This is a genomic window from Variovorax sp. GW821-FHT09D05 (genome assembly GCF_059416325.1).
The window spans coordinates 86522-108103 of record NZ_JBWKOZ010000011.1 but is presented as its reverse complement, the minus strand read 5'-3'; the positions used below and the strand labels follow the sequence as shown (position 1 = coordinate 108103).

The 21582-nt window shown below is 68.1% G+C and carries 21 protein-coding genes; 14 read left to right on the top strand and 7 right to left on the bottom strand.

Annotated elements, in window-relative coordinates; all coding sequences use genetic code 11:
• Positions 1 to 26: 26 nt before the first annotated feature.
• Positions 27 to 1535 (bottom strand): CoA-acylating methylmalonate-semialdehyde dehydrogenase, encoded by a 1509-nt coding sequence (locus AC07O3_RS27640; protein WP_093076773.1) that lies wholly within the window; start codon positions 1533 to 1535, stop codon positions 27 to 29.
• 118 nt (positions 1536 to 1653) lie between these two features.
• Here AC07O3_RS27640 and AC07O3_RS27635 point away from each other — a divergent pair, with 118 nt between their 5' ends.
• The 6 genes from AC07O3_RS27635 (at position 1654) to AC07O3_RS27610 (ending at position 6682) form a co-directional block, all read left to right on the top strand.
• The gene (locus tag AC07O3_RS27635) at positions 1654 to 2583 is read left to right on the top strand and encodes a LysR family transcriptional regulator (protein ID WP_093076771.1); all 930 of its coding nucleotides are present in this window, start codon (positions 1654 to 1656) and stop codon (positions 2581 to 2583) included.
• Between the two features lie 144 nt (positions 2584 to 2727).
• Positions 2728 to 3894: an MlaE family ABC transporter permease gene (locus AC07O3_RS27630; protein ID WP_495340806.1), complete on the top strand. Its 1167-nt coding sequence runs from the start codon at positions 2728 to 2730 to the stop codon at positions 3892 to 3894.
• A gap of 4 nt (positions 3895 to 3898) precedes the next feature.
• On the top strand, positions 3899 to 4741 hold the full coding sequence (locus AC07O3_RS27625) for an ABC transporter ATP-binding protein (protein WP_093053581.1): 843 nt from the start codon (positions 3899 to 3901) through the stop codon (positions 4739 to 4741).
• Positions 4742 to 4757: 16 nt separating this feature from the next.
• The gene (locus tag AC07O3_RS27620; RefSeq protein WP_093053578.1) at positions 4758 to 5717 is read left to right on the top strand and encodes an MlaD family protein; all 960 of its coding nucleotides are present in this window, start codon (positions 4758 to 4760) and stop codon (positions 5715 to 5717) included.
• A gap of 26 nt (positions 5718 to 5743) precedes the next feature.
• A complete protein-coding gene (locus AC07O3_RS27615) occupies positions 5744 to 6430 on the top strand; it encodes an ABC-type transport auxiliary lipoprotein family protein (RefSeq protein WP_495340805.1) in 687 nt (228 codons plus the stop codon).
• Between the two features lie 30 nt (positions 6431 to 6460).
• The gene (locus AC07O3_RS27610; RefSeq protein ID WP_495340804.1) at positions 6461 to 6682 is read left to right on the top strand and encodes a hypothetical protein; all 222 of its coding nucleotides are present in this window, start codon (positions 6461 to 6463) and stop codon (positions 6680 to 6682) included.
• A gap of 6 nt (positions 6683 to 6688) precedes the next feature.
• Here the strand turns inward: AC07O3_RS27610 and AC07O3_RS27605 are convergent, their stop codons facing one another.
• Together AC07O3_RS27605 and AC07O3_RS27600 are read right to left on the bottom strand one after the other, a co-directional pair.
• On the bottom strand, positions 6689 to 7444 hold the full coding sequence (locus AC07O3_RS27605) for an SIR2 family NAD-dependent protein deacylase (RefSeq protein WP_495340803.1): 756 nt from the start codon (positions 7442 to 7444) through the stop codon (positions 6689 to 6691).
• The gene (locus AC07O3_RS27600; RefSeq protein ID WP_495340802.1) at positions 7441 to 8301 is read right to left on the bottom strand and encodes an IclR family transcriptional regulator; all 861 of its coding nucleotides are present in this window, start codon (positions 8299 to 8301) and stop codon (positions 7441 to 7443) included. Before AC07O3_RS27600 ends, AC07O3_RS27605 begins: the two co-directional genes overlap by 4 nt.
• Positions 8302 to 8464: 163 nt before the next feature.
• Here AC07O3_RS27600 and AC07O3_RS27595 point away from each other — a divergent pair, with 163 nt between their 5' ends.
• The 6 genes from AC07O3_RS27595 to fahA are packed head-to-tail and all read left to right on the top strand — an operon-like array spanning position 8465 to position 14932.
• A complete protein-coding gene (locus AC07O3_RS27595) occupies positions 8465 to 9424 on the top strand; it encodes an MBL fold metallo-hydrolase (protein ID WP_093053563.1) in 960 nt (319 codons plus the stop codon).
• Positions 9425 to 9461: 37 nt separating this feature from the next.
• Positions 9462 to 11099: an FAD-dependent oxidoreductase gene (locus AC07O3_RS27590; protein WP_495340801.1), complete on the top strand. Its 1638-nt coding sequence runs from the start codon at positions 9462 to 9464 to the stop codon at positions 11097 to 11099.
• Positions 11100 to 11104: 5 nt separating this feature from the next.
• Positions 11105 to 11305: a DUF2783 domain-containing protein gene (locus AC07O3_RS27585; protein ID WP_093054237.1), complete on the top strand. Its 201-nt coding sequence runs from the start codon at positions 11105 to 11107 to the stop codon at positions 11303 to 11305.
• A 48-nt stretch (positions 11306 to 11353) separates the two neighbouring features.
• The gene (gene hmgA / locus AC07O3_RS27580) at positions 11354 to 12664 is read left to right on the top strand and encodes a homogentisate 1,2-dioxygenase (RefSeq protein WP_093053557.1); all 1311 of its coding nucleotides are present in this window, start codon (positions 11354 to 11356) and stop codon (positions 12662 to 12664) included.
• Entirely contained in the window at positions 12661 to 13644 is a 984-nt protein-coding gene (locus AC07O3_RS27575; protein WP_495340800.1) for a Bug family tripartite tricarboxylate transporter substrate binding protein, read from the top strand. Before hmgA ends, AC07O3_RS27575 begins: the two co-directional genes overlap by 4 nt.
• A 22-nt stretch (positions 13645 to 13666) precedes the next feature.
• A complete protein-coding gene (gene fahA / locus AC07O3_RS27570; protein WP_495340799.1) occupies positions 13667 to 14932 on the top strand; it encodes a fumarylacetoacetase in 1266 nt (421 codons plus the stop codon).
• 7 nt (positions 14933 to 14939) lie between these two features.
• Here the strand turns inward: fahA and mrdA are convergent, their stop codons facing one another.
• From mrdA to AC07O3_RS27550, 4 genes are all read right to left on the bottom strand, one after another.
• Positions 14940 to 16910: a penicillin-binding protein 2 gene (gene mrdA, locus AC07O3_RS27565; protein ID WP_093175494.1), complete on the bottom strand. Its 1971-nt coding sequence runs from the start codon at positions 16908 to 16910 to the stop codon at positions 14940 to 14942.
• A 55-nt stretch (positions 16911 to 16965) separates the two neighbouring features.
• Positions 16966 to 17487: a rod shape-determining protein MreD gene (gene mreD, locus AC07O3_RS27560; RefSeq protein WP_093076761.1), complete on the bottom strand. Its 522-nt coding sequence runs from the start codon at positions 17485 to 17487 to the stop codon at positions 16966 to 16968.
• Positions 17484 to 18446, bottom strand: coding sequence for a rod shape-determining protein MreC (gene mreC / locus AC07O3_RS27555; protein WP_495340798.1), 963 nt, complete (start codon positions 18444 to 18446; stop codon positions 17484 to 17486). The genes mreD and mreC overlap by 4 nt, the downstream gene beginning before the upstream one ends.
• 86 nt (positions 18447 to 18532) lie before the next feature.
• Positions 18533 to 19576, bottom strand: a complete 1044-nt coding sequence (locus AC07O3_RS27550) for a rod shape-determining protein (RefSeq protein ID WP_007833435.1) — start codon at positions 19574 to 19576, stop codon at positions 18533 to 18535.
• Between the two features lie 216 nt (positions 19577 to 19792).
• Between AC07O3_RS27550 and gatC the strand changes: the two genes are divergently transcribed.
• Together gatC and gatA are read left to right on the top strand one after the other, a co-directional pair.
• Complete coding sequence (gatC, locus tag AC07O3_RS27545) at positions 19793 to 20092, top strand: Asp-tRNA(Asn)/Glu-tRNA(Gln) amidotransferase subunit GatC (RefSeq protein ID WP_093053537.1); 300 nt, start codon at positions 19793 to 19795, stop codon at positions 20090 to 20092.
• Positions 20092 to 21582, top strand: a complete 1491-nt coding sequence (gene gatA, locus AC07O3_RS27540; protein ID WP_495340797.1) for an Asp-tRNA(Asn)/Glu-tRNA(Gln) amidotransferase subunit GatA — start codon at positions 20092 to 20094, stop codon at positions 21580 to 21582. The genes gatC and gatA overlap by 1 nt, the downstream gene beginning before the upstream one ends.

Genomic DNA, 21582 nt, shown 5'->3' with positions numbered 1-21582 from the left:
GGCGACGGTGGCCGGGGGGCCTGCTTTTACTTGGCAGTCGGCATCACGAACTCGGCGCCCTTGCCGATGCTCTCGGGCCAGCGCTGCATCACCGACTTCTGCTTGGTATAGAAGCGCACGCCCTCTTCGCCGTAGGCATGCATGTCGCCGAACAGCGAGCGCTTCCAGCCGCCGAAGCCGTGCCAGGCCATGGGCACCGGGATCGGCACGTTGATACCGACCATGCCGACCTGGATGCGGCGGCTGAACTCGCGCGCCACGTTGCCGTCGCGGGTGAAGCAGCTCACGCCGTTGCCGAACTCATGCGCGTTGACGAGGTCGACTGCGTCCTTGAAGTTGGCCACGCGCACGCAGCTGAGCACCGGGCCGAAGATTTCTTCCTTGTAGATGCGCATCTCGGGCGTGACGTTGTCGAACAGCGTGCCGCCCATCCAGAAACCGTCGCCGCAGCCTTCACCGGCGGTGCTGCCATTGAAGTTGCGGCCGTCGACCAGCAGCTTCGCGCCTTCCTTCTCGCCCAGGTCGATGTAGCCGGTGATGCGCTCGTGCGCGGCGCGCGTGACGATCGGGCCCATCTCGGCGGCGAGATTGGTGCCGTTGAGCACCTTCAGCGTCTTCGTGCGTTCGATGAGCTTGGGAATGATCTTGTCGGCCACGTCGCCGACCAACACCGCCACGCTGATGGCCATGCAGCGCTCGCCGGCAGAGCCGTAGCCCGCGCCGATCAGCGCGTCGACCGTCTGGTCGATGTCTGCGTCGGGCAGCACCACCATGTGGTTCTTCGCGCCGCCCAGGGCCTGCACGCGCTTGCCGTGACGGGCGCCGGTTTCGTAGATGTAGTTGGCGATGGGCGTGGAGCCGACGAAGCTGATGGCCTTGACGTCCGGATGTTCGAGCAGCGCGTCGACGGCGGCCTTGTCGCCCTGCACGACGTTGAACACGCCGTCGGGCAGGCCGGCTTCCGTCAGCAGTTCGGCCATGCGCAGCGAGGCGCTCGGGTCGGTCGGGCTGGGCTTGAGCACGAAGGTGTTGCCCGCGGCAATGGCCACCGGGAACATCCACATCGGCACCATCACCGGGAAGTTGAAGGGCGTGATGCCGGCGACCACGCCGAGCGGCTGGCGCAGCGTCCAGTTGTCGATGCCGGTGCTCACCTGGTCGGTGAAGTCGCCCTTGAGCAGTTGCGGAATGCCGCAGGCGAACTCGACGATGTCGATGCCGCGGCTGACTTCGCCCTGCGCATCGGTGAAGACCTTGCCGTGCTCGGCGGTGATGAGGTGGGCCAGTTCGTCCTTGTGCTCGTTGAGCAGCTGCAGGAACTTGAACATGACGCGCGCGCGGCGGATGGGCGGGGTGTCGGCCCAGGCCGGGAAGGCGGCCTGCGCGGCGGCGACGGCGGCCGCGACCTGCGCGGTGTCGGCCAGCCCGACCTTGCCGGTGACGGCACCGGTGGCGGGGTTGGTCACGTCCTGCGTGCGGCCGGAGGTGTTGGCGGCAGGCTTGCCGGCGATGAAGTGGTCGATGGAGGTGGGCATGGGGAGGGCCTAAAAGGGCTTTCGCTGACGGAAGAGTGCAATCAGTTTAGGCAGCACCTTGTTCCGCGCCTAGTCACGAAGACTGAACTTATTGTTCAAAATAGCGAACAATAGAACCATGAAACCCCAAAATATCGAGTCGCTCTGGACGCACCTGCACTGGCTCACGGTGCTGGCGCAGCAGGGCAGCTTCACGGCCGCGGCGCTGCGCCTGGGTGTGAGCAAGGCAGCCATGAGCCAGCGCATCGCCGAGCTGGAGCGCGCGGCCGGCGCGCCGTTGGTGCAGCGCACCACGCGCAGCGTGCGGCTCACCGAGGCCGGCCAGCGGCTGGTGGAAGACATGCGCGGCCCCTTCGAGCAGATTGCCCACAGCTTCGCGGGCGTGCGCGATCTCGCGGGGGTGCCGCGCGGGTTGGTGCGGGTAACGGCGCCGGTGGCCTTCGCGCGCCAACAGCTGGTGCCGCGGCTGGCCGACTTCCTGCGCGCGCAGCCGGAGGTGCGCCTCGAACTCGATCTGTCGGACCGGCTCAGCTCGCTGGCGATGGAGGGCTTCGACCTGGCCATCCGCCACACGGCCGCGCCGCCCGACACGCACGTGGCCTGGACGCTGTGCGAAACCCGCTCGGTGCTGGTGGCCAGCCGTGCCTACCTGCGCCGCCGTGGCACGCCGCGCGAGCCGCAGGCGCTGGCGGAGCACGACTGCCTGCACTACCCGCGCGCGCAGGAAACGCCGACCTGGCACTTCGAGGCAAAGGCCTCGGCGCCGCGCATCACGGTGCCGGTCTCGGGGCCGCTGGTCGCGAACAACAGCGAGGCGCTGCGCGATGCGGCCCTGAGCGGGCTTGGCATTGCGCTGGTGCCCGATTTCAGCGCGCAGGCGGCGCTGCAGTCGGGCAAGCTGCAGCAGGTGCTGCCGCAGTGGCGCTCGGTGGGTGCTTTCGGCGAGCGGCTGTATGCAATACGGCCCTACGCCACGCATGTGCCGCAGGCTGTGACGGCCTTTGTGGGGTGGTTGCGTGAAGCCCTGTCCGAGGGCTTTTCAGCGTGATCGCACCTGCCCTGAAGAAAACCCGAAGAAACGGCGTTGTGCCCTACGCAAACGAGGGGTCTGGAGCACCTTCACACTGGATGCACCCGGTTACGATGCGCGCTTCCACCCCCGCCTTTGTTAACTTTCCCGCTCACCCGCCCTATGTCCCCTGCCACATCGACTGCCGACGCCTCCGCCGCCGACAGCGCGTGGCCTCGCGTCGAGCAGCGGGAACAGGAAGGCCGCCAGTGGACGGTGGCCAGCGGCTGCTGGACCACGCTGGCTATGTCGTCCAAGCCGGCATGGCAGGCGCTGGCCAAAAGCCTGGAAACCGCCCCGCCCGCCGACGACCGCGCGTGGGACCTGCGCCCCATCGGGCAACTCGACCACATCGGCGCGCAGTTGCTGTGGGAACACTGGCGCCACCAGTGGCCGGCCACGCTCGAAATGTTGCCGCAGCACAAGGCCGTGCTCGACCAGGTGGCGCAGTACACCGTCGCCACGCCGGACGAGCCCCCGCCCTCGCTGAGCGACCGCATCCGCGCGTTCTCGCACAACGGGCCGCGCGCGATGTACGTGGTGCGCGACTTCACGAGCCTGATCGGCCAGCTGGCGCTCGACGTGGGCCGGCTGATTCGCGCGCCGCACCGCGGGCCGTGGCGCGATTTCTCGGGGCACCTGTATCAGTTCGGCGCCACGGCGCTGCACATCACGGCGCTGGTCGGGCTGCTGATCGGCGTGGTGCTGGCCTACCTGATCTCGCAGCAATTGCGGCAGTACGGCGCCGAGACTTTCGTGGTGAACATCCTCGGGCTCTCGCTGATCCGCGAACTGGGGCCGGTGCTGGCAGCCGTGCTGATCGCCGGGCGATCGGGCTCGGCCATCACTGCGCAGATCGGCGTGATGCGGGTAACAGAAGAACTCGACGCAATGCGCGTGATGGGCATCCCGCACGGCTTTCGCCTCGTGATGCCGCGCGTGCTGGCGCTGGCCATCGCAATGCCGCTGATCAGCCTCTGGACTTCGATGGCGGCGCTCGCGGGCGGCATGCTGGCGGCCGATGCGGCGCTCAATATTTCGCCCGCCTACTTTCTTTCGGCGCTGCCGCGCGCGGTGCCGATTTCAAACCTCTGGCTGGCGCTGGCCAAGTCAGCGATGTTCGGCATTCTGATTGCGCTGATCGGCTGCTACTTCGGCATGAAGGTCAAGCCCAACACCGAGAGCCTCGGGCGCGGCACCACGCAGTCGGTCGTCACGTCGATCACCGCGGTGATCCTTGTAGACGCGCTCTTCGCCGTGCTCTTCAAGGGCATCGGATTCAGGGCCTGACACCATGAGCATGCCCGTACGCTCCGACACCTACACCACCGTGGTGGACATCCGCGGCCTGTGGACGGTATTCCAGAGCCCCGACGGCGAGCAGGTGGTGCACCGCGACCTGCAGCTGCACATCGACCGTGGCGAGGTGCTGTCGCTGGTCGGCGGCTCGGGCACCGGCAAGACGGTGCTGTTGCGCCAGATCCTCGGGCTCGAGAAACCCACGCGCGGCCACGTCGAGGTGCTGGGCCAGGAGCCTGGCGAGCTCAGCGCATCGGGCGCGGCCAACGTGGGCATGCTGTTCCAGCACGGCGCGTTGTTCTCGGCCTTCAGCGTGCTGGAGAACATCGCCTTTCCGCTGCGCGAGCTGAAGCTGCTGCCCGACGAGCTGATCCGCCACGCGGCGCTGGTGAAGCTGCAGATGGTTGGCCTGGGCCCGCAGCATGCGAACAAGAGCCCATCAGACCTCTCGGGCGGCATGATCAAGCGCGTGGCGCTGGCGCGCGCGCTCATCATGGACCCGCCGCTGCTGCTGCTCGACGAGCCCACGGCCGGCCTCGACCCCGAGGCATCCGACAGTTTCTGCGACCTGCTGCGCGGCCTGCACCGCGAGCTGGGCCTCACGGTGGTGATGGTCACGCACGACCTGGACACACTGTTCGACCTGAGCACCCGCATCGCGGTGCTGGCCGACCAGAAGGTGATCGTCACCGGCGCGGCACGCGAAGTCATCGCGTACCCGCATCCCTTCATCCACGAATACTTTCTCGGCGGGCGCGGCCAGCGCGCCCTGGAGGCTCTGCACGACAAGCCCGCCGAACAATCTCCGTCGCAGCCCGCCGCCGAGGCGGGCCGCTGAAAGGTAGGTAGCCACCATGGAAAACAAGGCCCACGCCCTCGCCGCCGGCGCCTTCGTGCTCGGCCTGATCGCCGCGCTCGTCGGGCTGGTGATCTGGTTCACGCGCGACAACACCGTGCGCAACATCTACGAGCTGTCCACGCGCGACGCCGTCAGCGGCCTGCAGCCACAGGCCATGGTGCGCTACCGCGGCATCGCGGTGGGCAAGGTGGCGTCGATCGACTTCGACCCCAAGGTGAAAGGCAATGTGCGCGTGCGCATCACGGTCGACGAGCGCGTGCCGCTCACCACCTCCAGCTTTGCCACGCTGAGCTACCAGGGCGTGACCGGCCTGGCCTTCATCGCGCTGGACGACAAGGGCGAGTCGACGGTGTCGCTGAAGCCGGACGACGACAACCCGCCGCGCATTCCGCTCAAGCCCTCGATGCTGGCGCAGCTGCAGGACCGCGGCGAGGCCATCATCAACCAGGTCGAGGAAGTGACGAAGCGCGCCAACCAGCTGCTGAGCGACCCCAACCAGAAGCGCGCGGCCGAAGCGCTGGAGAACATCGCGGCCGCCTCGTCCAGCGCCAACACGCTGCTCAAGACGCTCGACAACACGGTGAAGACCGGACTGAACCCCGCACTGACGAAGCTGCCCGACACGCTGGCCTCGGTGAAGAAGGCGGCCGGCGACGTCTCGCGCGTGGCCACCAACTTCAACACCACCGTGGGCCGGCTGAACGCGCCCGACGGCCCGGTCGAGCGCTTGAGCGACGGCACCAAGGCGCTGGCGCAGGCGGTCGATTCGTTCAACGCGGCGACGCTGCCGCGCGTGAACCGCGTGGCCGACGACACCTCGCACGCCGTGCGCCGGCTGGGCCGCGCGGCGGACAACATCAACGACAACCCGCAATCGCTGCTGTTCGGCAACGGCGGCGCAGTCGCGGGCCCGGGCGAGCCGGGGTTCAGCGCGCCCGCTGCGACGCGGCCCTGAGCAGCATCCAGGGAGGACCATCCACCATGAAGAACGCCATTCGCTCCTTGATGAACCCGGCCGGCATCGCGCTCGGCGCCGCGCTGCTGGTCGCAGGCTGCGGTGCGCTGCCGGACAAGCCCGCACGCACCACGCTGTACGACTTCGGCCCCGGCCTGACGGCGCCTGCTGCTGCCGCTGCGCCTGCCGCGGCCACCCTTCCCACGCTGGCGCTCGCCGAGTTCGACAGCAACTCCCGCCTGGACGGCACGCAGATCCTCTACCGGCTGGGGTACGCCGACGCCAACGAGCTGCGCCCCTACGGCCAGTCGCGCTGGAGCCTGCCGCCCGCGCAGCTGCTGCGCCAACGGCTGCGCGACACGCTGTCGGAGCGCCGCACCGTGCTCGGCCCCGAAGAAAGCGCCACCATCTCGCGCAGCCGGGGCGAGACGCCCGATACGCTGCGCATCTCGCTCGACGAGTTCAGCCACTACTTCGATTCGGCCAGCGCCAGCGTGGGCCTGGTGCGCCTGCGCGCCACGCTGGTCCGCAGCGCGCCCGCCGGCGACCGCGTGCTCGGCCAGCGCACTTTCACCGTGCGCCGCCCTGCTTCCAGCGCCGACGCCCCCGGCGGCGTGAAGGCGCTGATCTCGGCCAGCGATGCCGCGATGGCCGAGGTGGTGCAATGGGTGGACCAGCTGCAACAGCAGACACCGCAGCAATCCCGGCAATAGCAGCCATTCAACGGACGGAGGATCGACCCCATGAACGCAACACGCATCGTCGGCATCCTGCTGATCGTGGCCGGCATCGCCGCCCTGGGCCTCGGCAGCTTCAGCTTCACCAAGGAAACCCATGAGGCCAAGCTCGGCCCGCTGGAGTTCTCGATGAAGGAGAAGCAGACTGTCAACTTCCCCACCTGGGCCAGCCTGGCCGTGATCGTGGTGGGCGGAGCGCTGGTGCTGCTGGGCGGCAAGAAGGGCTGATCGCCCTCAGCCCCTGAGGCCTGGCAAGGCTGCCAGCAGCTGTGGCAGCAGGTCTTCCGAGGCGCCGCGCAGCACCACGGTCGCGGCCTCGTCCAGGTGCGGCAGCGGCTCCAGGTTGAGCGCGATGAGCCGCGCGCCATGCGCCAGCGCGGTCTGCGGCAGCTCGGCCGCCGGGTAGACGATGGTCGTGCTGCCGACCACCATGAACAGATCGCACTCCTGAGCGGCAACCTGCGCGTCGAGCAGCACGCCTTCGTTCAGCATCTCGCCGAACATCACCACGTCGGGCCGCGCGTGCGAGCCGCAGCGCAGGCAGCGGTGAAAAGGCCATGGGCCGCTGCGGTTGCCACAGCGGTCGCAGCGCCAGCGGCGCAATGAGCCGTGGAGTTCGAGCACGTCTAGCCCGCCTGCCTGGGTCAGCAAGCCGTCGACGTTCTGCGTGACCAGCCGGGTGGCAGGGCGCAGCCTTTGCAGCAGCGCCAGCGCGGTGTGGCCCGGGTTGGGCTGCGCCGACTCGATCAGCGACAGGCGCTGCGCCCAGAATTTCGTGAAGCCCGAAGGGTCGCGCTGAAGGTCTTCGGCATGCGAGAACTGCAGCGCGTTCTGGTTCTTCCACAGGCCGTCGGCGTCGCGGTAGGTCGGGATGCCCGAGGCGCGCGACAGGCCGGCGCCGGAGAAGACGACGATGCGCCGGGCGTTGCGCAGCAGCTCGATGGCCGCGTGGAGAGGAAAAGAAGAGATGTCTGGTGTGACTGGCGTCATCGCTCTGTTCTGGGGGGATTCGCGGCAGGCGGGTTGGCGGTGGCGCCCAGGCGCTGCGACACGGTGTCCGCGCAGGCCTTGAGCGCGCGGGAAATTTCGCCGTCCCACGCGGTATTGAAGATACCGGCAGGGCCGATGGCGGTCACGGCCAGCACGATGGCGCCAGTGTGGTCGAAGACGGGCGCCGCCATGGCGCTCACGCCTTCGATGACCTCGCCGTCGGAGCGGCTGATGCCGTGCGTGCGCACTTCCTGCAGCTGGCGCTCGAAGTCGCTCCACGAGGGCAGCGGCTGCACCGGCGGCATGCCGGCCGGAACGGGCTCGGAGCCCTTGCGCTGCTTCTGGCGCTGGCGCTCGTCCTCGAGCAGATGGCGCACCGCGTCGGCATCGAGGAAGGCTGCGAACACACGGCCCGAGGCCGTGTTGGTCAGCGAGAACACCGTGCCGTGCCGCATGTTCACGTGCACCGGCGAGGGCGATTCGGCCGTGCGCACGATGGTCGCGCCGCGCGCGCCCCACACGGCCAGCGCCACGGTGTGGCCGGTCTGCTGGGCCAGCTGGGCGATCAGCGGGGTGGCAATGTGCACCGGGTCGGCCTGCTGCAGGCTGATGAGCCCCAGTTGCAAGGCGAGCGGGCCGAGCAGATAGTGGCCGCTGGCACGGTCCTGCTCGATCAGGCCCAGGCGCCCGAAGCTGACCATGTACGGGTGCGCCTTGGCGGCCGTCATGTCGGCTTCCCGCGCTAGGTCTTTCAGCGCCATGGGCCGGCCGTGGTGCACCAGCGCGCGCAGCAGCTGGCCGCCGACTTCGATGCTCTGGATGCCGCGCTGGGCGCGGTCGGTGTCACTGGCTGCCATGGCCGGCCTCGCCTTCTGGTCGTTCGTTCATGAAGAAGGGATTAGACATTAACTGATCAGCGGCTTACACTGCGGGAAATTCGTTCACTGCGAATTCGTTCAGATTAGACGAATCCCAAATCACGAAACTCACCTCACCCCACCCCACAGACGGAGACAACCGATGAGCCAAGCCAAGAAATTCGCCAGCCAGGCCGACATGGAAGAAAAGAAGATCACCTTCAGCCAGATCTCCGAACATGCCTGGGCCTACACCGCCGAGGGCGACCCCAACACCGGCATCGTGATCGGCGACGACTGCGTGCTGGTCGCCGACACCCAGGCCACCCCCGCCATGGCGGCCGACGTGGTGCGCCGCATCCGCGAAGTGACCGACAAGCCCATCAAATACGTGGTGCTCACGCACTACCACGCGGTGCGCGTGCTGGGCGCGGCGGGCTACGGTGCCGAACACATCCTGGCCAGCCAGGACACGCGCGACCTGATCGTCGAGCGCGGCGAACAAGACAAGGCCAGCGAAATCGGCCGCTTCCCGCGCCTGTTCCAGAACGTCGAGACGGTGCCCCCGGGCCTGACCTGGCCCACCATGACCTTCACCGGCAAGATGACGCTGTGGCTGGGCAAGCTCGAAGTGCAGCTGATCCAGCTCGGCCGCGGCCACACCAAGGGCGACACCGTCGTCTGGCTGCCGGGCGAGAAGACGCTGCTGTCGGGCGACCTGGTCGAGTTCGGTGCCACGCCGTATGCGGGCGACGCCTACTTCAAGGACTGGCCGCAGACGCTGGACAACATCGCCGCCCTGAAGCCCGCCGCGCTGGTGCCCGGCCGCGGTGCCGCGCTGACCACGCCGGCCGAAGTGGCCGAGGGCCTGACCGGCACGCGCAACTTCATCTCCGACGTGTACGCCAGCGTGCAGGAAGGCGTGAAGGCCGGGCGCGACCTGAACGCGGTCTACAAGGACACCTACGAGAAGCTCAAGCCCAAGTACAGCCAGTGGGTGATCTTCGACCACTGCATGCCCTTCGACGTGAGCCGCGCCTACGACGAGGCTTCGGGCCATGCCGACCCGCGCGTGTGGACGGCAGAGCGCGACATCGAGATGTGGAAGGCACTGGAAGGCTGATTGCGCGAGACGACAGAAGAAGACACGGAGACAACACGTGATCGACTATCAGAGCCTGCGCTTCGACTATCGCCGCCACGCTGACCAGGACTCGGCCACGCCCGCCCGCCACCCGGTGGTGATCGTCGGCGCCGGCCCGGTCGGCCTCGCGCTGGCCATCGACCTTGCGCTGCGGCAGGTGCCCGTGGTGCTGCTCGACAACGACAACATCCTCTCAAGCGGCTCGCGCGCGATCTGCTTCGCCAAGCGCACGCTGGAGATCTTCGACCGCCTCGGCTGCGGCGACCGCATGGTCGACAAGGGCGTGTCGTGGAACGTCGGCAAGGTGTTCTTCCACGACGAGCAGGTCTACCGCTTCGACCTGCTGCCCGAGCCCGGCCACGAGCGCCCGGCCTTCATCAACCTGCAGCAGTACTACGTCGAGGGCTACCTCGTCGAGCGCGCGGCCACGCTGCCGCTGATCGACCTGCGCTGGAACAGCAAGGTCACGGGCATCGAGCAGCGCGACGACGGCGCGGTGCTGACCGTGGAGACGCCCGAGGGCGACTACCGGCTGCACGCGGACTACGTTGCCGCCTGCGACGGCTCGCGCTCCAACCTGCGCCAGCTGCTGGGCCAGGAAGCAAAAGGCCGCGTGTTCCGCGACCGCTTCCTGATCGCCGACATCACGATGGACGCGCACCTGCCCACCGAGCGGCGCTTCTGGTTCGACCCTTCGTTCCACCCCGGCCAGAGCGTGCTGCTGCACAAGCAGGCCGACGGCATGTGGCGCGTGGACTTCCAGCTCGGCTGGGACGCCGACCCGGTGGAAGAACGCAAGCCCGAGAACATCACGCCGCGCGTGCGTGCGCTGCTCGACAGCATCGGCTTCGAAGGCGTGCAGTTCCAGATCGGCTGGGCCAGCGTCTACACCTTCGCCTGCCAGCGCATGGAGCACTTCCGCCACGGCCGCGTGCTGTTCGCGGGCGACTCGGCGCACGGCGTATCGCCCTTCGGCGCGCGCGGCGCCAACTCGGGTGTGCAGGACGCGGACAACCTCGCGTGGAAGCTCGCGGCGGTGGTGCGGGGCGACGCGCCCGATGCGCTGCTCGACAGCTACGCCAGCGAGCGCGAGTTCGCGGCCGACGAGAACATCCGCAATTCCACACGCGCCACCGACTTCATCACGCCCAAGAGCGAGGTGAGCCGCCTCTTCCGCGACGCGGTGCTGGAGCTGACCAAGCGCCACGCCTTTGCGCGCACGCTGGTCAACAGCGGGCGGCTGTCGGTGGCCACGGTGCTGCGCGATTCGCAGCTCAACACGGCCGATGCCGAAGCCTTCGCCGGTGTGATGGTGCCGGGCGCCGCGGCGGCCGATGCGCCTGTCGTGCGCGCCGATGGCAGCACCGGCTGGCTGCTGCGCGAGTGCCATGTCTCGCAGTTCACCGCACTCGTGTTCGGCCAGGGTGAGACGGCCGAGCGGAGCCTGCAGGCGCTGAAGGCGAGCGACTTTCCGCTGCACGTGGTGCACGTGGAAGGCGGCGGCGCCGACGTCGCACTCGCCACCCAGCGCTACGACGCGCAGCCCGGCACCGTCTACCTGCTGCGGCCCGACCAGCACGTTTGCGCGCGCTGGAGGCGACCCACGGCGGCAAACATCCGCGCAGCCATCGGCCGCGCACTGGCAAAGGCGTGAACACCATGCAGCAGCAACAGCACCTGACCACCGCACCGAACCTCGAAGCGCCCGACGACTTCTACGAAGCGCTCATCGAGGCGCATCAAGGGCTTTCCACCGAGGAAAGCCATGCCTTCAATGCGCGCCTCGTGCTCGTGCTGGCCAACCACGTAGGCTCGCTGGCCGTGCTGCGCGAAGCCTTCGAGGCGGCGCGTGCCGGCTAGGCTGCACGCATCCCGACCTCCTCATTGCGACTTTCGAAAGAGAAGCCCATGACCCCAGCAACCCCAGCCTCCGAACGGCGCTACCAGAGCGGCTTCGGCAACGAATACGCCTCCGAGGCGGTGCCCGGCGCCCTGCCCCAGGGCCGCAACAACCCGCAGCGCGGGCCCTTCGACCTGTACACCGAGCTGATCTCCGGCACAGCCTTCACCGCGCCGCGCCACGAGAACCGCCGCACCTGGCTGTACCGTCGCCAGCCCTCGGTGGTCTCGGGCCGCTACCAGCCCTACGCGCAGGCGCACTGGACGACCGGCGCCGACCGTGAGATCTCCCTGCCGCCCGAGCCCCTGCGCTGGCATCCGCAGCCGCTGGACGGCGCGGCCGACATCGACTTCGTCGACGGCATGCGCACCATCGCGGCCAACGGCGATGCCGAGTCGCAGGTCGGCATCGGCTCGCTGATGTATCTCGCGGGCCGCTCGATGGAGCGCCGCGCCTTCGTCAACGCCGACGGCGAGATGTTGCTGGTGCCGCAGCAGGGCCGCCTCGTCATCACGACCGAACTGGGCGTGCTCGACGTGAAGCCTGGCGAAATCGCGGTGCTGCCGCGCGGCATGGCCTTCAAGGTGGCGTTGCCCGATGGCCTCTCTCGCGGCTACGTGTGCGAGAACTACGGCGCGCACTTCCGCCTGCCCGAGCTCGGCCCGATCGGCTCGAACGGCCTGGCCAACGCGCGCGACTTCCAGGCGCCCGTGGCGGCTTTCGAATCGGAAGAAGGCGCCTACGAAATCGTCAAGAAATTCGGCGGCCGCTTCTGGCAGGCGCCGATGAAGCAGTCGCCCTTCAACGTGGTCGCCTGGCACGGCAACCTGTCGCCGGTGAAGTACGACACGGCGCACTTCATGGTGATCGGCTCGATCAGCTTCGACCATCCCGATCCGTCGATCTTCACCGTGCTGACCTCGCCCAGCGACACGCCCGGCACTGCCAACTGCGACTTCGTGATCTTCCCGCCGCGCTGGATGGTGATGGAAAACACATTCCGCCCGCCATGGTTCCACCGCAACCTGATGAGCGAGTTCATGGGCCTGGTGCTGGGCGAATACGACGCCAAGCCGGGCGGCTTCAAGCCCGGCGGCGCGAGCCTGCACAACTGCATGGTGCCGCACGGCCCCGACGAGGAAGCCTTCGACAAGGCCACGCACGCCGACCTGAAACCGCACAAGCTGGACAACACGCTGGCCTTCATGTTCGAGAGCCGCTACCGCTTCATTCCGACGAACTTCGCGCTGAAGAGCCCTGCGCTGGACACCGACTACGCGGACTGCTGGGCAGGACTGAAGGACCAGTTCAAGGCATGAAGAACTCATTCCCCCTCACCCGCCGGGCGGCGGCCGTGGCGCTGCTGGCGGCGCCCTTCCTCGTGCACATCGCACAGGCCGCCGACTTTCCGTCCAAGCCCATCCGCTTCATCGTGCCCTACACGCCCGGCGGCACCACCGACCTGGTGGCGCGCACCGTAGGCCAGAAGGTGTCGGAGAAGCTGGGCCAGCCGGTGCTGATCGACAACCGCGGCGGCGCGGGCGGCAACATCGGCATGGACGCCGTGGCCAAGGCCGCGCCCGACGGCTACACCATCGGCTTCGGCGCCATCTCGACCAACGCGCTGAACCCGCACATCTACAAATCGATGGCCTTCGACCCACGCAAGGATTTCACGGCCATCAGCCTGCTGGGCACCTCGACCATCGTGCTCGAAGTGCCGGCGGCCTCGGCCATCAAGACCGTGCCCGACCTCGTTGCCGCCGCGAAGAAGAACCCCGGCCTGCCCTACGCCACCGCGGGCGCCGGCACCTCGATGAACCTGGCCGGCGTGATGTTCGCGCAGATGACCGACACCGAGCTCGTGCACGTCGCCTACAAGGGCAGCGGCCCGGCCATCACCGACATGCTGGGCAACAACATCGGCGTGATGTTTGACAACCTGCCGGCGTCGCTGCCGCACATACAGGCGGGCAAGCTGCGCGCGCTGGCAGTGGCGGGCCCCACGCGCTCGCCTTCGCTGCCCGACGTGCCGACGATGGCCGAAGCCGGGCTCAAGGGCTACGCGCTGGAGCCATGGTTCGGCGTGTACGGCCCGGCGAAGCTGCCGGCGCCGATCGTCAAGGCGCTGAACGAGGCCTTCGTCGAAGCGCTTGCCATGCCTGACGTGAAGGCCAAGCTGGCGCAGGCCGGCTTCTCGCCGCGCGGCTCGACTCCGCAGGAGCTGACCACGCTGACCGAGACCGAATACAAGCGCCTGGGCGATGTGGCCAAGAAGGCCGGCATGACCGCAGACTGAACCGATTCACAGAAAGACATCCATGACCGCACTGAACGCCACCCATGACCCGAAGCTGCGCAGCTGGGTCGCCTCGGCCAATGAAGCCGGCACCGACTTCCCGATCCAGAACCTGCCCCTCGGCCGCTTCCGCACGGCCGGCAGCAGCGAGGCTTTCCGCATCGGCGTCGCCATCGGCGACCAGGTACTCGACCTGCGCGCAGCGGGCCTCGTCGACACCGACGACATGAACGTGCTGATGAACGCCAGCATCAAGGACCGCCAGGCCCTGCGCGCCGCGATCTCCGCTGGCCTCGCCGAAGGCAGCGACAGGCAGGCCGCGTGGTCGAAGGCGCTGCTGGCGCAGGCCAAGGCCGAGATGACGGTGCCCTGCCGCATCGGCGACTACACCGACTTCTACACGGGCATCCATCACGCGACCACCGTCGGCAAGCTGTTCCGCCCCGACCAGCCGCTGCTGCCCAACTACAAGTGGGTGCCCATCGGGTATCACGGCCGCGCCTCGTCCATCGTCGTGAGCGGCCAGAGCTTCAAGCGCCCGCAGGGCCAGACCAAGGCGCCCGACGCCGCATCGCCGAGCTTCGGCCCCTCGAAGCGGCTCGACTACGAGCTGGAGCTGGGCTTCCTGGTAGGCCGCGGCAACGCGCAGGGCGAACCCATTGCCATCGGCGAGGCCGAAGACCACCTGTTCGGCGTGACGCTGCTCAACGACTGGTCGGCGCGCGACGTGCAAGCCTGGGAGTACCAGCCGCTCGGCCCCTTCCTCTCGAAGAATTTCGCGAGCTCGCTGTCGCCGTGGATCGTGACGATGGAGGCGCTGGCGCCGTTCCGTGCGAAGTTCGAGCGGCCCGCGGAAGACCCGCAGCCGCTGCCGTACCTCGACTCGGCATCGAACCGCGAGAGCGGCGCGCTCGACATCACGCTCGAAGTGCTGCTGCAGACCGCGAAGATGCGCGCCGAGGGCGTTGCACCGGCGCTGCTCACGCGCGGCAACACCACCGAGGCCGCCTATTGGACGGCCGCGCAGCTCATCGCTCATCACACGGTGAACGGCTGCAACCTGCAGCCGGGCGACCTGCTGGGCTCGGGCACGCTGTCGGGCCCGAAGCCCGACGAGGCCGGCTCGATGATGGAACTGACGCTGGGCGGCAAGCAGCCGATCACGCTGCCGAATGGCGAGAAGCGCACGTTCCTGGAAGACGGGGACACGCTGATCATTCGCGGTTACTGCGAGCGCGCGGGCGCCGTGCGCATCGGCCTCGGCGAAGTCAGCGGAACGGTGGTCTGAAGGGGTATCAGGGCGCGGTGGTGGGCGTCGCCACGGGCGCCGGCCACGCCACTTCACTTGCCACGCGCGGCTTGCCGATCGGCGCGGTCGCCTTGCCGGTCTTGATGGCCGCCAGGTCGGCCTCGCTCGGGTACTGGTTCGCGAGCCAGTAGTCGAACACCCGGCGCGCGATGGGGGCTGCGGCGCCTGCGCCCCAGCCGGCGTTTTCCACGATCACGGCCACGGCGATCTTCGGGTCGTTCACGGGCGCGAAGGCCATGAAGAGGGCGTGGTCGCGCTGGTGTTCTTCGAGGGCGCGCGCGTTGTACTTGGTGTTCTGCGCCTGCGTTACCGCCTGCGCCGTGCCCGTCTTGCCGGCTGCCTGGTAGGCTGCGCCCGCAAACACGCCGCGCGCCGTGCCGGCAGTGACCACGCTGGTCAGGCCGTCGCGGACCACCGCGACGTTGGCGGCCGAGAAGCCGAGGTTTTCCGCCGGCGGCTGTGGCAGCGGCACCACCTGCCCGCTGACGGTGTTGCGCGTGGCCAGCACGAGGTGCGGCTTGTGCTTGAGGCCACCGTCGGCCACGATGGCCGTGGCCTGCGCCAGCTGCAGCATCGTGAAGGCGTTGTAGCCCTGCCCGATGCCCAGCGAGATGGTCTCGCCCGCGTACCACTTCTTTTGCTCGGGACGCTTGTAGGTGTTGCGCTTCCACTCGGTGCTGGGCAGCACGCCGCGCACCTCGCCACCCAGGTCGATGCCGGTGATCTGGCCGAAGCCCAATGGCTTCATGAAGTCGTGGATCAGGTCCACGCCCATCTCGTTGGCCAGCGAGTAGTAGTAGATGTTGCTCGACAGCTGGATCGAGCGGCGCATGTCGACGCCGCCCAGGTTGCCTTCGGGGCTGCCGAAGCGGTGGCCGCCGAAGTTGAAATAGCCGGGGTCGTTCACCACCACGTTGGGTCCGCGCTTGCCGGTTTGCAAGGCCGCCATTGCCATGAAGGGCTTGTAGGTGGAGCCGGGCGGGTAGGTGCCGCGCAGGGCGCGGTTCAGGAGCGGCTTGTCGAGGGACTCGGTCAGCGCCGCCCAGCTCTCGTTGTCGATGCCTTCGACGAACAGGTTGGGGTCGAAGGTGGGCTTGCTCACGAAGGCCAGCACCTCGCCGGTCTTCGGGTCGATGGCCACCAGCGCGCCGCGCCGGTCGCCGTACATGTCTTCCACCAGCTTCTGCAGCTTGATGTCGAGCGACAGCATCACGGTGTTGCCGGGCGTGGCCGGGTGGCTGGCCAGGCGACGCACGGCGCGGCCGCCCGCGGAGGTTTCCATCTGCTCGACGCCGGTCTGGCCGTGCAGCGTCTTCTCGTAGCTCTGCTCGATGCCGAGCTTGCCGATGTAGTCGGTGCCCTTGTAGTTGGCCTGGTCTTCTTCGTCCCAGTCTTCCATCGCGGTCTTCTCGCGCTGGTTGATGCGGCCGATGTAGCCGAGCACGTGCGAGGCCAACTCGCCCTGCGGGTAGTTGCGGAACAGGCGCGCCTTGATTTCCACGCCCGGGAAGCGGTAGCGCTGGGCCGCGAAGCGCGCCACCTCTTCGTCGCTCAGGCGGGTGCGGATCGGAATGGAGTCGAAGCTGCGCGAGTCTTCGCGCAGGCGCTTGAAGCGGCGGCGGTCGCGCGGCGAGACTTCGAGCACCTGGGTCAGGCTGTCGATGGTTTCCTCGACGTCGTTCACCTTCGAGGGCGTGATCTCCAGCGTGTAGGCCGAATAGTTCGAGGCCAGCACGATGCCGTTGCGGTCGAGGATCAGGCCCCGGTTGGGCACCACCGGCACCACGGCCGTGCGATTGCTCTCGGCCTGCTCGGCCAGGTCTTCGTGGCGCGTGACCTGCAGGTACACCAGCCGCGCGCACAGCAGGCTGAACGCGAAGAGCACCGCCAGGCCAATGACGATCACGCGGCGCTTGAAGCGCGCGAGGTCGGCGGCGACGTTGCGGATTTCGGTCATGGCGGTGGGAGCTTAGGCGCGTGCAGTCGCTTTTGGCAAATGCGGCAGGCAGGGCTTAGAGGGGGCGGTTCTCGTCCGGTTCCGGGGTGCGGCGCTGGGGCGCGAGCAACAACGCCGTGACCAGCGGCCACAGCGCAGCCTCGATGGCGGGCGAGATCAGCACAGACCACCCCGGGAACACGCCGCCGCCGATCATCCGCGTGACGACCTCGATCAGCTGCGACAGCGCAAAGAGCGGCAGCACCTGCAGCGCCTGCGACAGCACCGGATACCAGAGCAGGCGCCGGTGGATGGTGATCGCGAAGAAGCCCAGCGTGGTGTAGGACAGCGCATGCTGGCCCAGCATCGACGACTGGTGCACGTCCATGCACAAGCCGAACACGAAGGCCGCGCCGATGCCCACGCGCGCGGGCTGATGCACGCCCCAGAACACGATTACCAGCGCCAGGAGGTCGGGCATCCAGACCGCGCGGCCGATGGGGATCATGTTGATCAGCAGCGCCACCACGAGGCTGCTCCACATGAAGAGCGGGCTGACGGGCAGCAGGAGCTGCTGCTGGCCTGGACGCTTGATCATGGGCGTGCTCCCGCAGGCTTCTTTTCGTTCTTGCCCGCGCCGGGCTTGCCTTCAGGCCGCTTGCGCTGGGTGGCGGCGGGCGCGGCAGGCGGCGGCGCGGCCGGCGTGCCGGTGGGCTCGAGCACCAGCACATAGCGCGCAGCCGTCACATGGGCCAGCGGCACGCAGTAGATGCGGGCGAAGGCCGAGTCGGCGCGCCGCTCGATGCGCTCGATCTTCGCCACCGGCAGGCCGGCGGGGTAGATGCCGTCGACGCCGCTGGTGGAGAGCAGGTCGCCCTCCTGCAGATCGGCATTGGCGGCCATGAAGCGCAGCTCCAGCCCGCCGCCGTGGGCCGAGGCGTCGCCGAAGGCCACGCTGCGCACGCCGGTGCGGGTGTTCTGCACGGGAATGGAAAGATCGCGGTCGATCACCAGCGTGACCTCGCTCGTGAAGGGCAGCACCTGCGTGACCTGGCCGAGCACGCCGCGCGCGTCGATCACCGGCGAGCCGGGCGCCACGCCCTGGGTCAGGCCCTGGTCGATGACGATCTTGCGGGTGTAGGGGTCGGCCGCGTCGTAGAGCACCTCGGCCGCGCGGCCCGGCGTGGCCGTGGTCTGGCGCAGTTCGAGCAGCTCGCGCAGGCGGGCATTGTCCTGCAGCAGCGTGTCGGCCTGGGCGGCGCGTTCGGCCTGCATCATCAGCGCCTTGCGGGCGTCTTCCTCGTTGCGCTGCGCGGTCTTCAGGTCTTCGAGGTAGCGCCCGCCCCCCAGCACGGCCTGCACCGGCTTCAGCGCCACCCATTGCACCGGGTAGAGCACCGCGCCGATGGCCGCGCGGATCGGCTGCACGATGTGAAAGCGCGCATCGGCCACCATGAGGAACAGGGACAGCGCGCCGAAGAAGATCAGCTTGCTGAGCGCCGACTGCCCCTGGTTGAACAGGGGTGGCGCTGTGCGATCGAGCGTGCCCAGAGGCATGAATTCAGACCCGGCGGTGGTGCGGAATCAAATAACAAAAAGCCGGCCTGCGCAAGCAGAGGCCGGCCGATGATGGCTTTCGCCTTTTACTCGCTCGTGAAGATGCTGCCGAGACGGTCCATGCGCTCGAGCGCAATGCCGCAGCCGCGCACCACGCAGGTCAGCGGATCTTCGGCCACCAGCACCGGCAGGCCGGTTTCCTCGGCCAGCAGGCGGTCGAGGTCGCGCAGCAGCGCGCCGCCGCCGGTCAGCATCATGCCGCGCTCGGCGATGTCGGCGCCCAGCTCGGGCGGCGTCTGTTCCAGCGCGTTCTTCACGGCCGAGACGATGTTGTTGAGCGGATCGGTCAGGGCTTCCAGCACTTCGTTGCTGCTGATGGTGAAGCTGCGCGGCACGCCTTCGGAAAGGTTGCGGCCCTTGACTTCCATTTCCTTGACTTCGGAGCCCGGGAAGGCCGAGCCGATGTTCTTCTTGATGACTTCGGCCGTCGGCTCGCCGATCAGCATGCCGTAGTTGCGGCGGATGTAGTTGATGATGGCTTCGTCGAAGCGGTCGCCGCCGACGCGCACCGAGCCCTTGTAGACCATGCCGCCCAGGCTGATGACGCCCACTTCGGTGGTACCGCCGCCGATGTCCACCACCATCGAGCCCGAGGCTTCGCTGACGGGCAGGCCCGCGCCGATGGCCGCGGCCATGGGTTCTTCGATGAGGTAGACGGAGGTGGCGCCGGCTGCTTCGGCCGCGTCCTTGATGGCGCGGCGCTCGACCTGGGTGGAGCCGCAGGGCACGCAGATGATGATGCGCGGGCTCGGCGTGAGCAGCGTGCGCGGGTGGACCATCTTGATGAACTGCTTGATCATCTGCTCGGTGATCACGAAGTCGGCAATGACGCCGTCCTTCATCGGGCGGATCGCCTCGATGTTGCCGGGCACCTTGCCCAGCATGGCCTTGGCCTCGCGGCCGACGGCCTGGATCACCTTCTTGCCGTGGGGGCCACCTTCGTGGCGAATGGCGACAACCGAGGGTTCGTCCAGCACGATGCCCTTGTTACGGGCAAATATCAGGGTGTTGGCAGTGCCGAGGTCGATCGCAAGGTCGGTGGAAAAGTACCGACGGAAAGCTCCAAACATGTGCGGAATTCCTCTGAGTACGGCCTGCGCATCGGCAGGTCGTCACTCTATTTTTTGGGTCGTTTGACGGGGTGAATTGATCGTTTTTGGCGCAAAAGCCGGCGCGTTCGCGGGGGTTGCGGCAAAGGCGGGATAATACCCGAATCCCCTCTGATTCCTGTATTAGCACCCGCTTCGGCGTGCGATTACCTTCGCTTTTTTGGGCCGTTCCGACCTATGTCACTCTCCGCTTCCGATATCGAGCGCATTGCCTCTCTGGCGAGGCTGCAGCTTGCCTCCGATGAAAGCGAGCGCATGCTCAGCCAGATCAACGGCTTTTTCGATTTAGTCGAACGTATGCGTTCCGTGGACACCACGGGCGTCGAACCGCTGGCCCATCCGGTGGCCGCGCTCGAAGACATCACGCTGCGCCTGCGCGACGACGTGGTGAGCGAACCCAATAACCGCGAAGCCAACCAGAAGAGCGCCCCGGCCGTCGAAGCCGGCCTGTTTCTCGTGCCGAAGGTGATCGAATAATGAGCAGCGGTGAATTGCACCAGATGAGCGTGGTCGCGCTGGCCAAGGCGCTGGCCGAGCGCAAGGTCTCGGCCGTCGAGGCCTCGCAGGTTTTTCTCGGCCGCATGAAGGCGCACGAGTCGCTCGGCACCTTCGTCGACGTCAATGAAGAAGTCACGCTGGCCCAGGCCCGCGCCGCCGACGCATTGATTGCCACCGGCAACGCACCGGCGCTGGCCGGCGTGCCGATCGCGCACAAGGACATCTTCGTCACCGCCGATTTCGCCACCACCGCCGGCTCGAAGATGCTCGCGGGCTACCGCTCGCCCTTCGACGCCACTGTGGTCAGGCGCCTGGCCGAAGCCGGGGCGGTCACGCTCGGCAAGCTGAGCTGCGACGAGTTCGCCATGGGCTCCGCCAACGAGAACATCGCCGTGCCCGCCGTGGGCCACGACAAGGCCGTGCCCGTGCAGAACCCCTGGAACCGCGAGCGCATTCCGGGCGGCTCATCCGGCGCCAGCGCGGCTGCAGTCGCGGCACGCCTGGCTCCCGCAGCCACCGGCACCGACACCGGCGGCTCGATCCGCCAGCCCGCGTCGTTCTGCGGCGTGACCGGCATCAAGCCCACCTACGGCCGCGCCTCGCGCTACGGCATGGTGGCCTTTGCGTCGAGCCTCGACCAGGCCGGCCCGATGGCCCACTCGGCCGAAGACTGCGCGCTGCTGCTGTCGGCCTTCTGCGGCCCTGACCTCGATCGCGATTCGACCTCGCTCGACAAGCCCGCCGAGAACTTCGGCCGCTCGCTGAACGATTCGCTCGAAGGCCTGCGCATCGGCGTGCCGAAGGAGTTCTTCGGCGAAGGCGTGGCGCCCGGCGTGCGCGCGGCCATCGACGCGGCGCTCGCGCAGTACGAAAAGCTCGGCGCCAAGCGCGTCGAGGTGACGCTGCCGCGCACCGAGCTGTCGATTCCCGTGTACTACATCATTGCCGCGGCCGAGGCCTCGAGCAACCTGAGCCGCTTCGACGGCGTGAAGTTCGGCCACCGCGCGAAGCAGTACAAGGACCTGTCCGACATGTACGAGAAGACGCGCGCCGAAGGCTTCGGCGATGAAGTCAAGCGCCGCATCATGATCGGCACCTACGTGCTCTCGCACGGCTACTACGACGCCTACTACCTGCAGGCGCAGAAGGTGCGCCGCATGATCGCCGACGACTTCCAGCAGGCCTTCAAGCAGTGCGACGTGATCGCCGGCCCCGCTGCGCCCACCACCGCATGGAAGCTCGGCGAACACGGCGACGACCCCGTGGCCGACTACCTCGCCGACATCTTCACGCTGCCCGCCTCTCTGGCCGGCCTGCCCGGCATGAGCGTGCCCGCGGGCTTCGACGGCGGCATGCCCGTGGGCCTGCAGCTGATCGGCAACTACTTCGGCGAAGCCAAGCTGCTGAACGCAGCGCACCGCTTCCAGCAGGCCACCGACTGGCATGCACGCACGCCGGAGGGCTTTTGA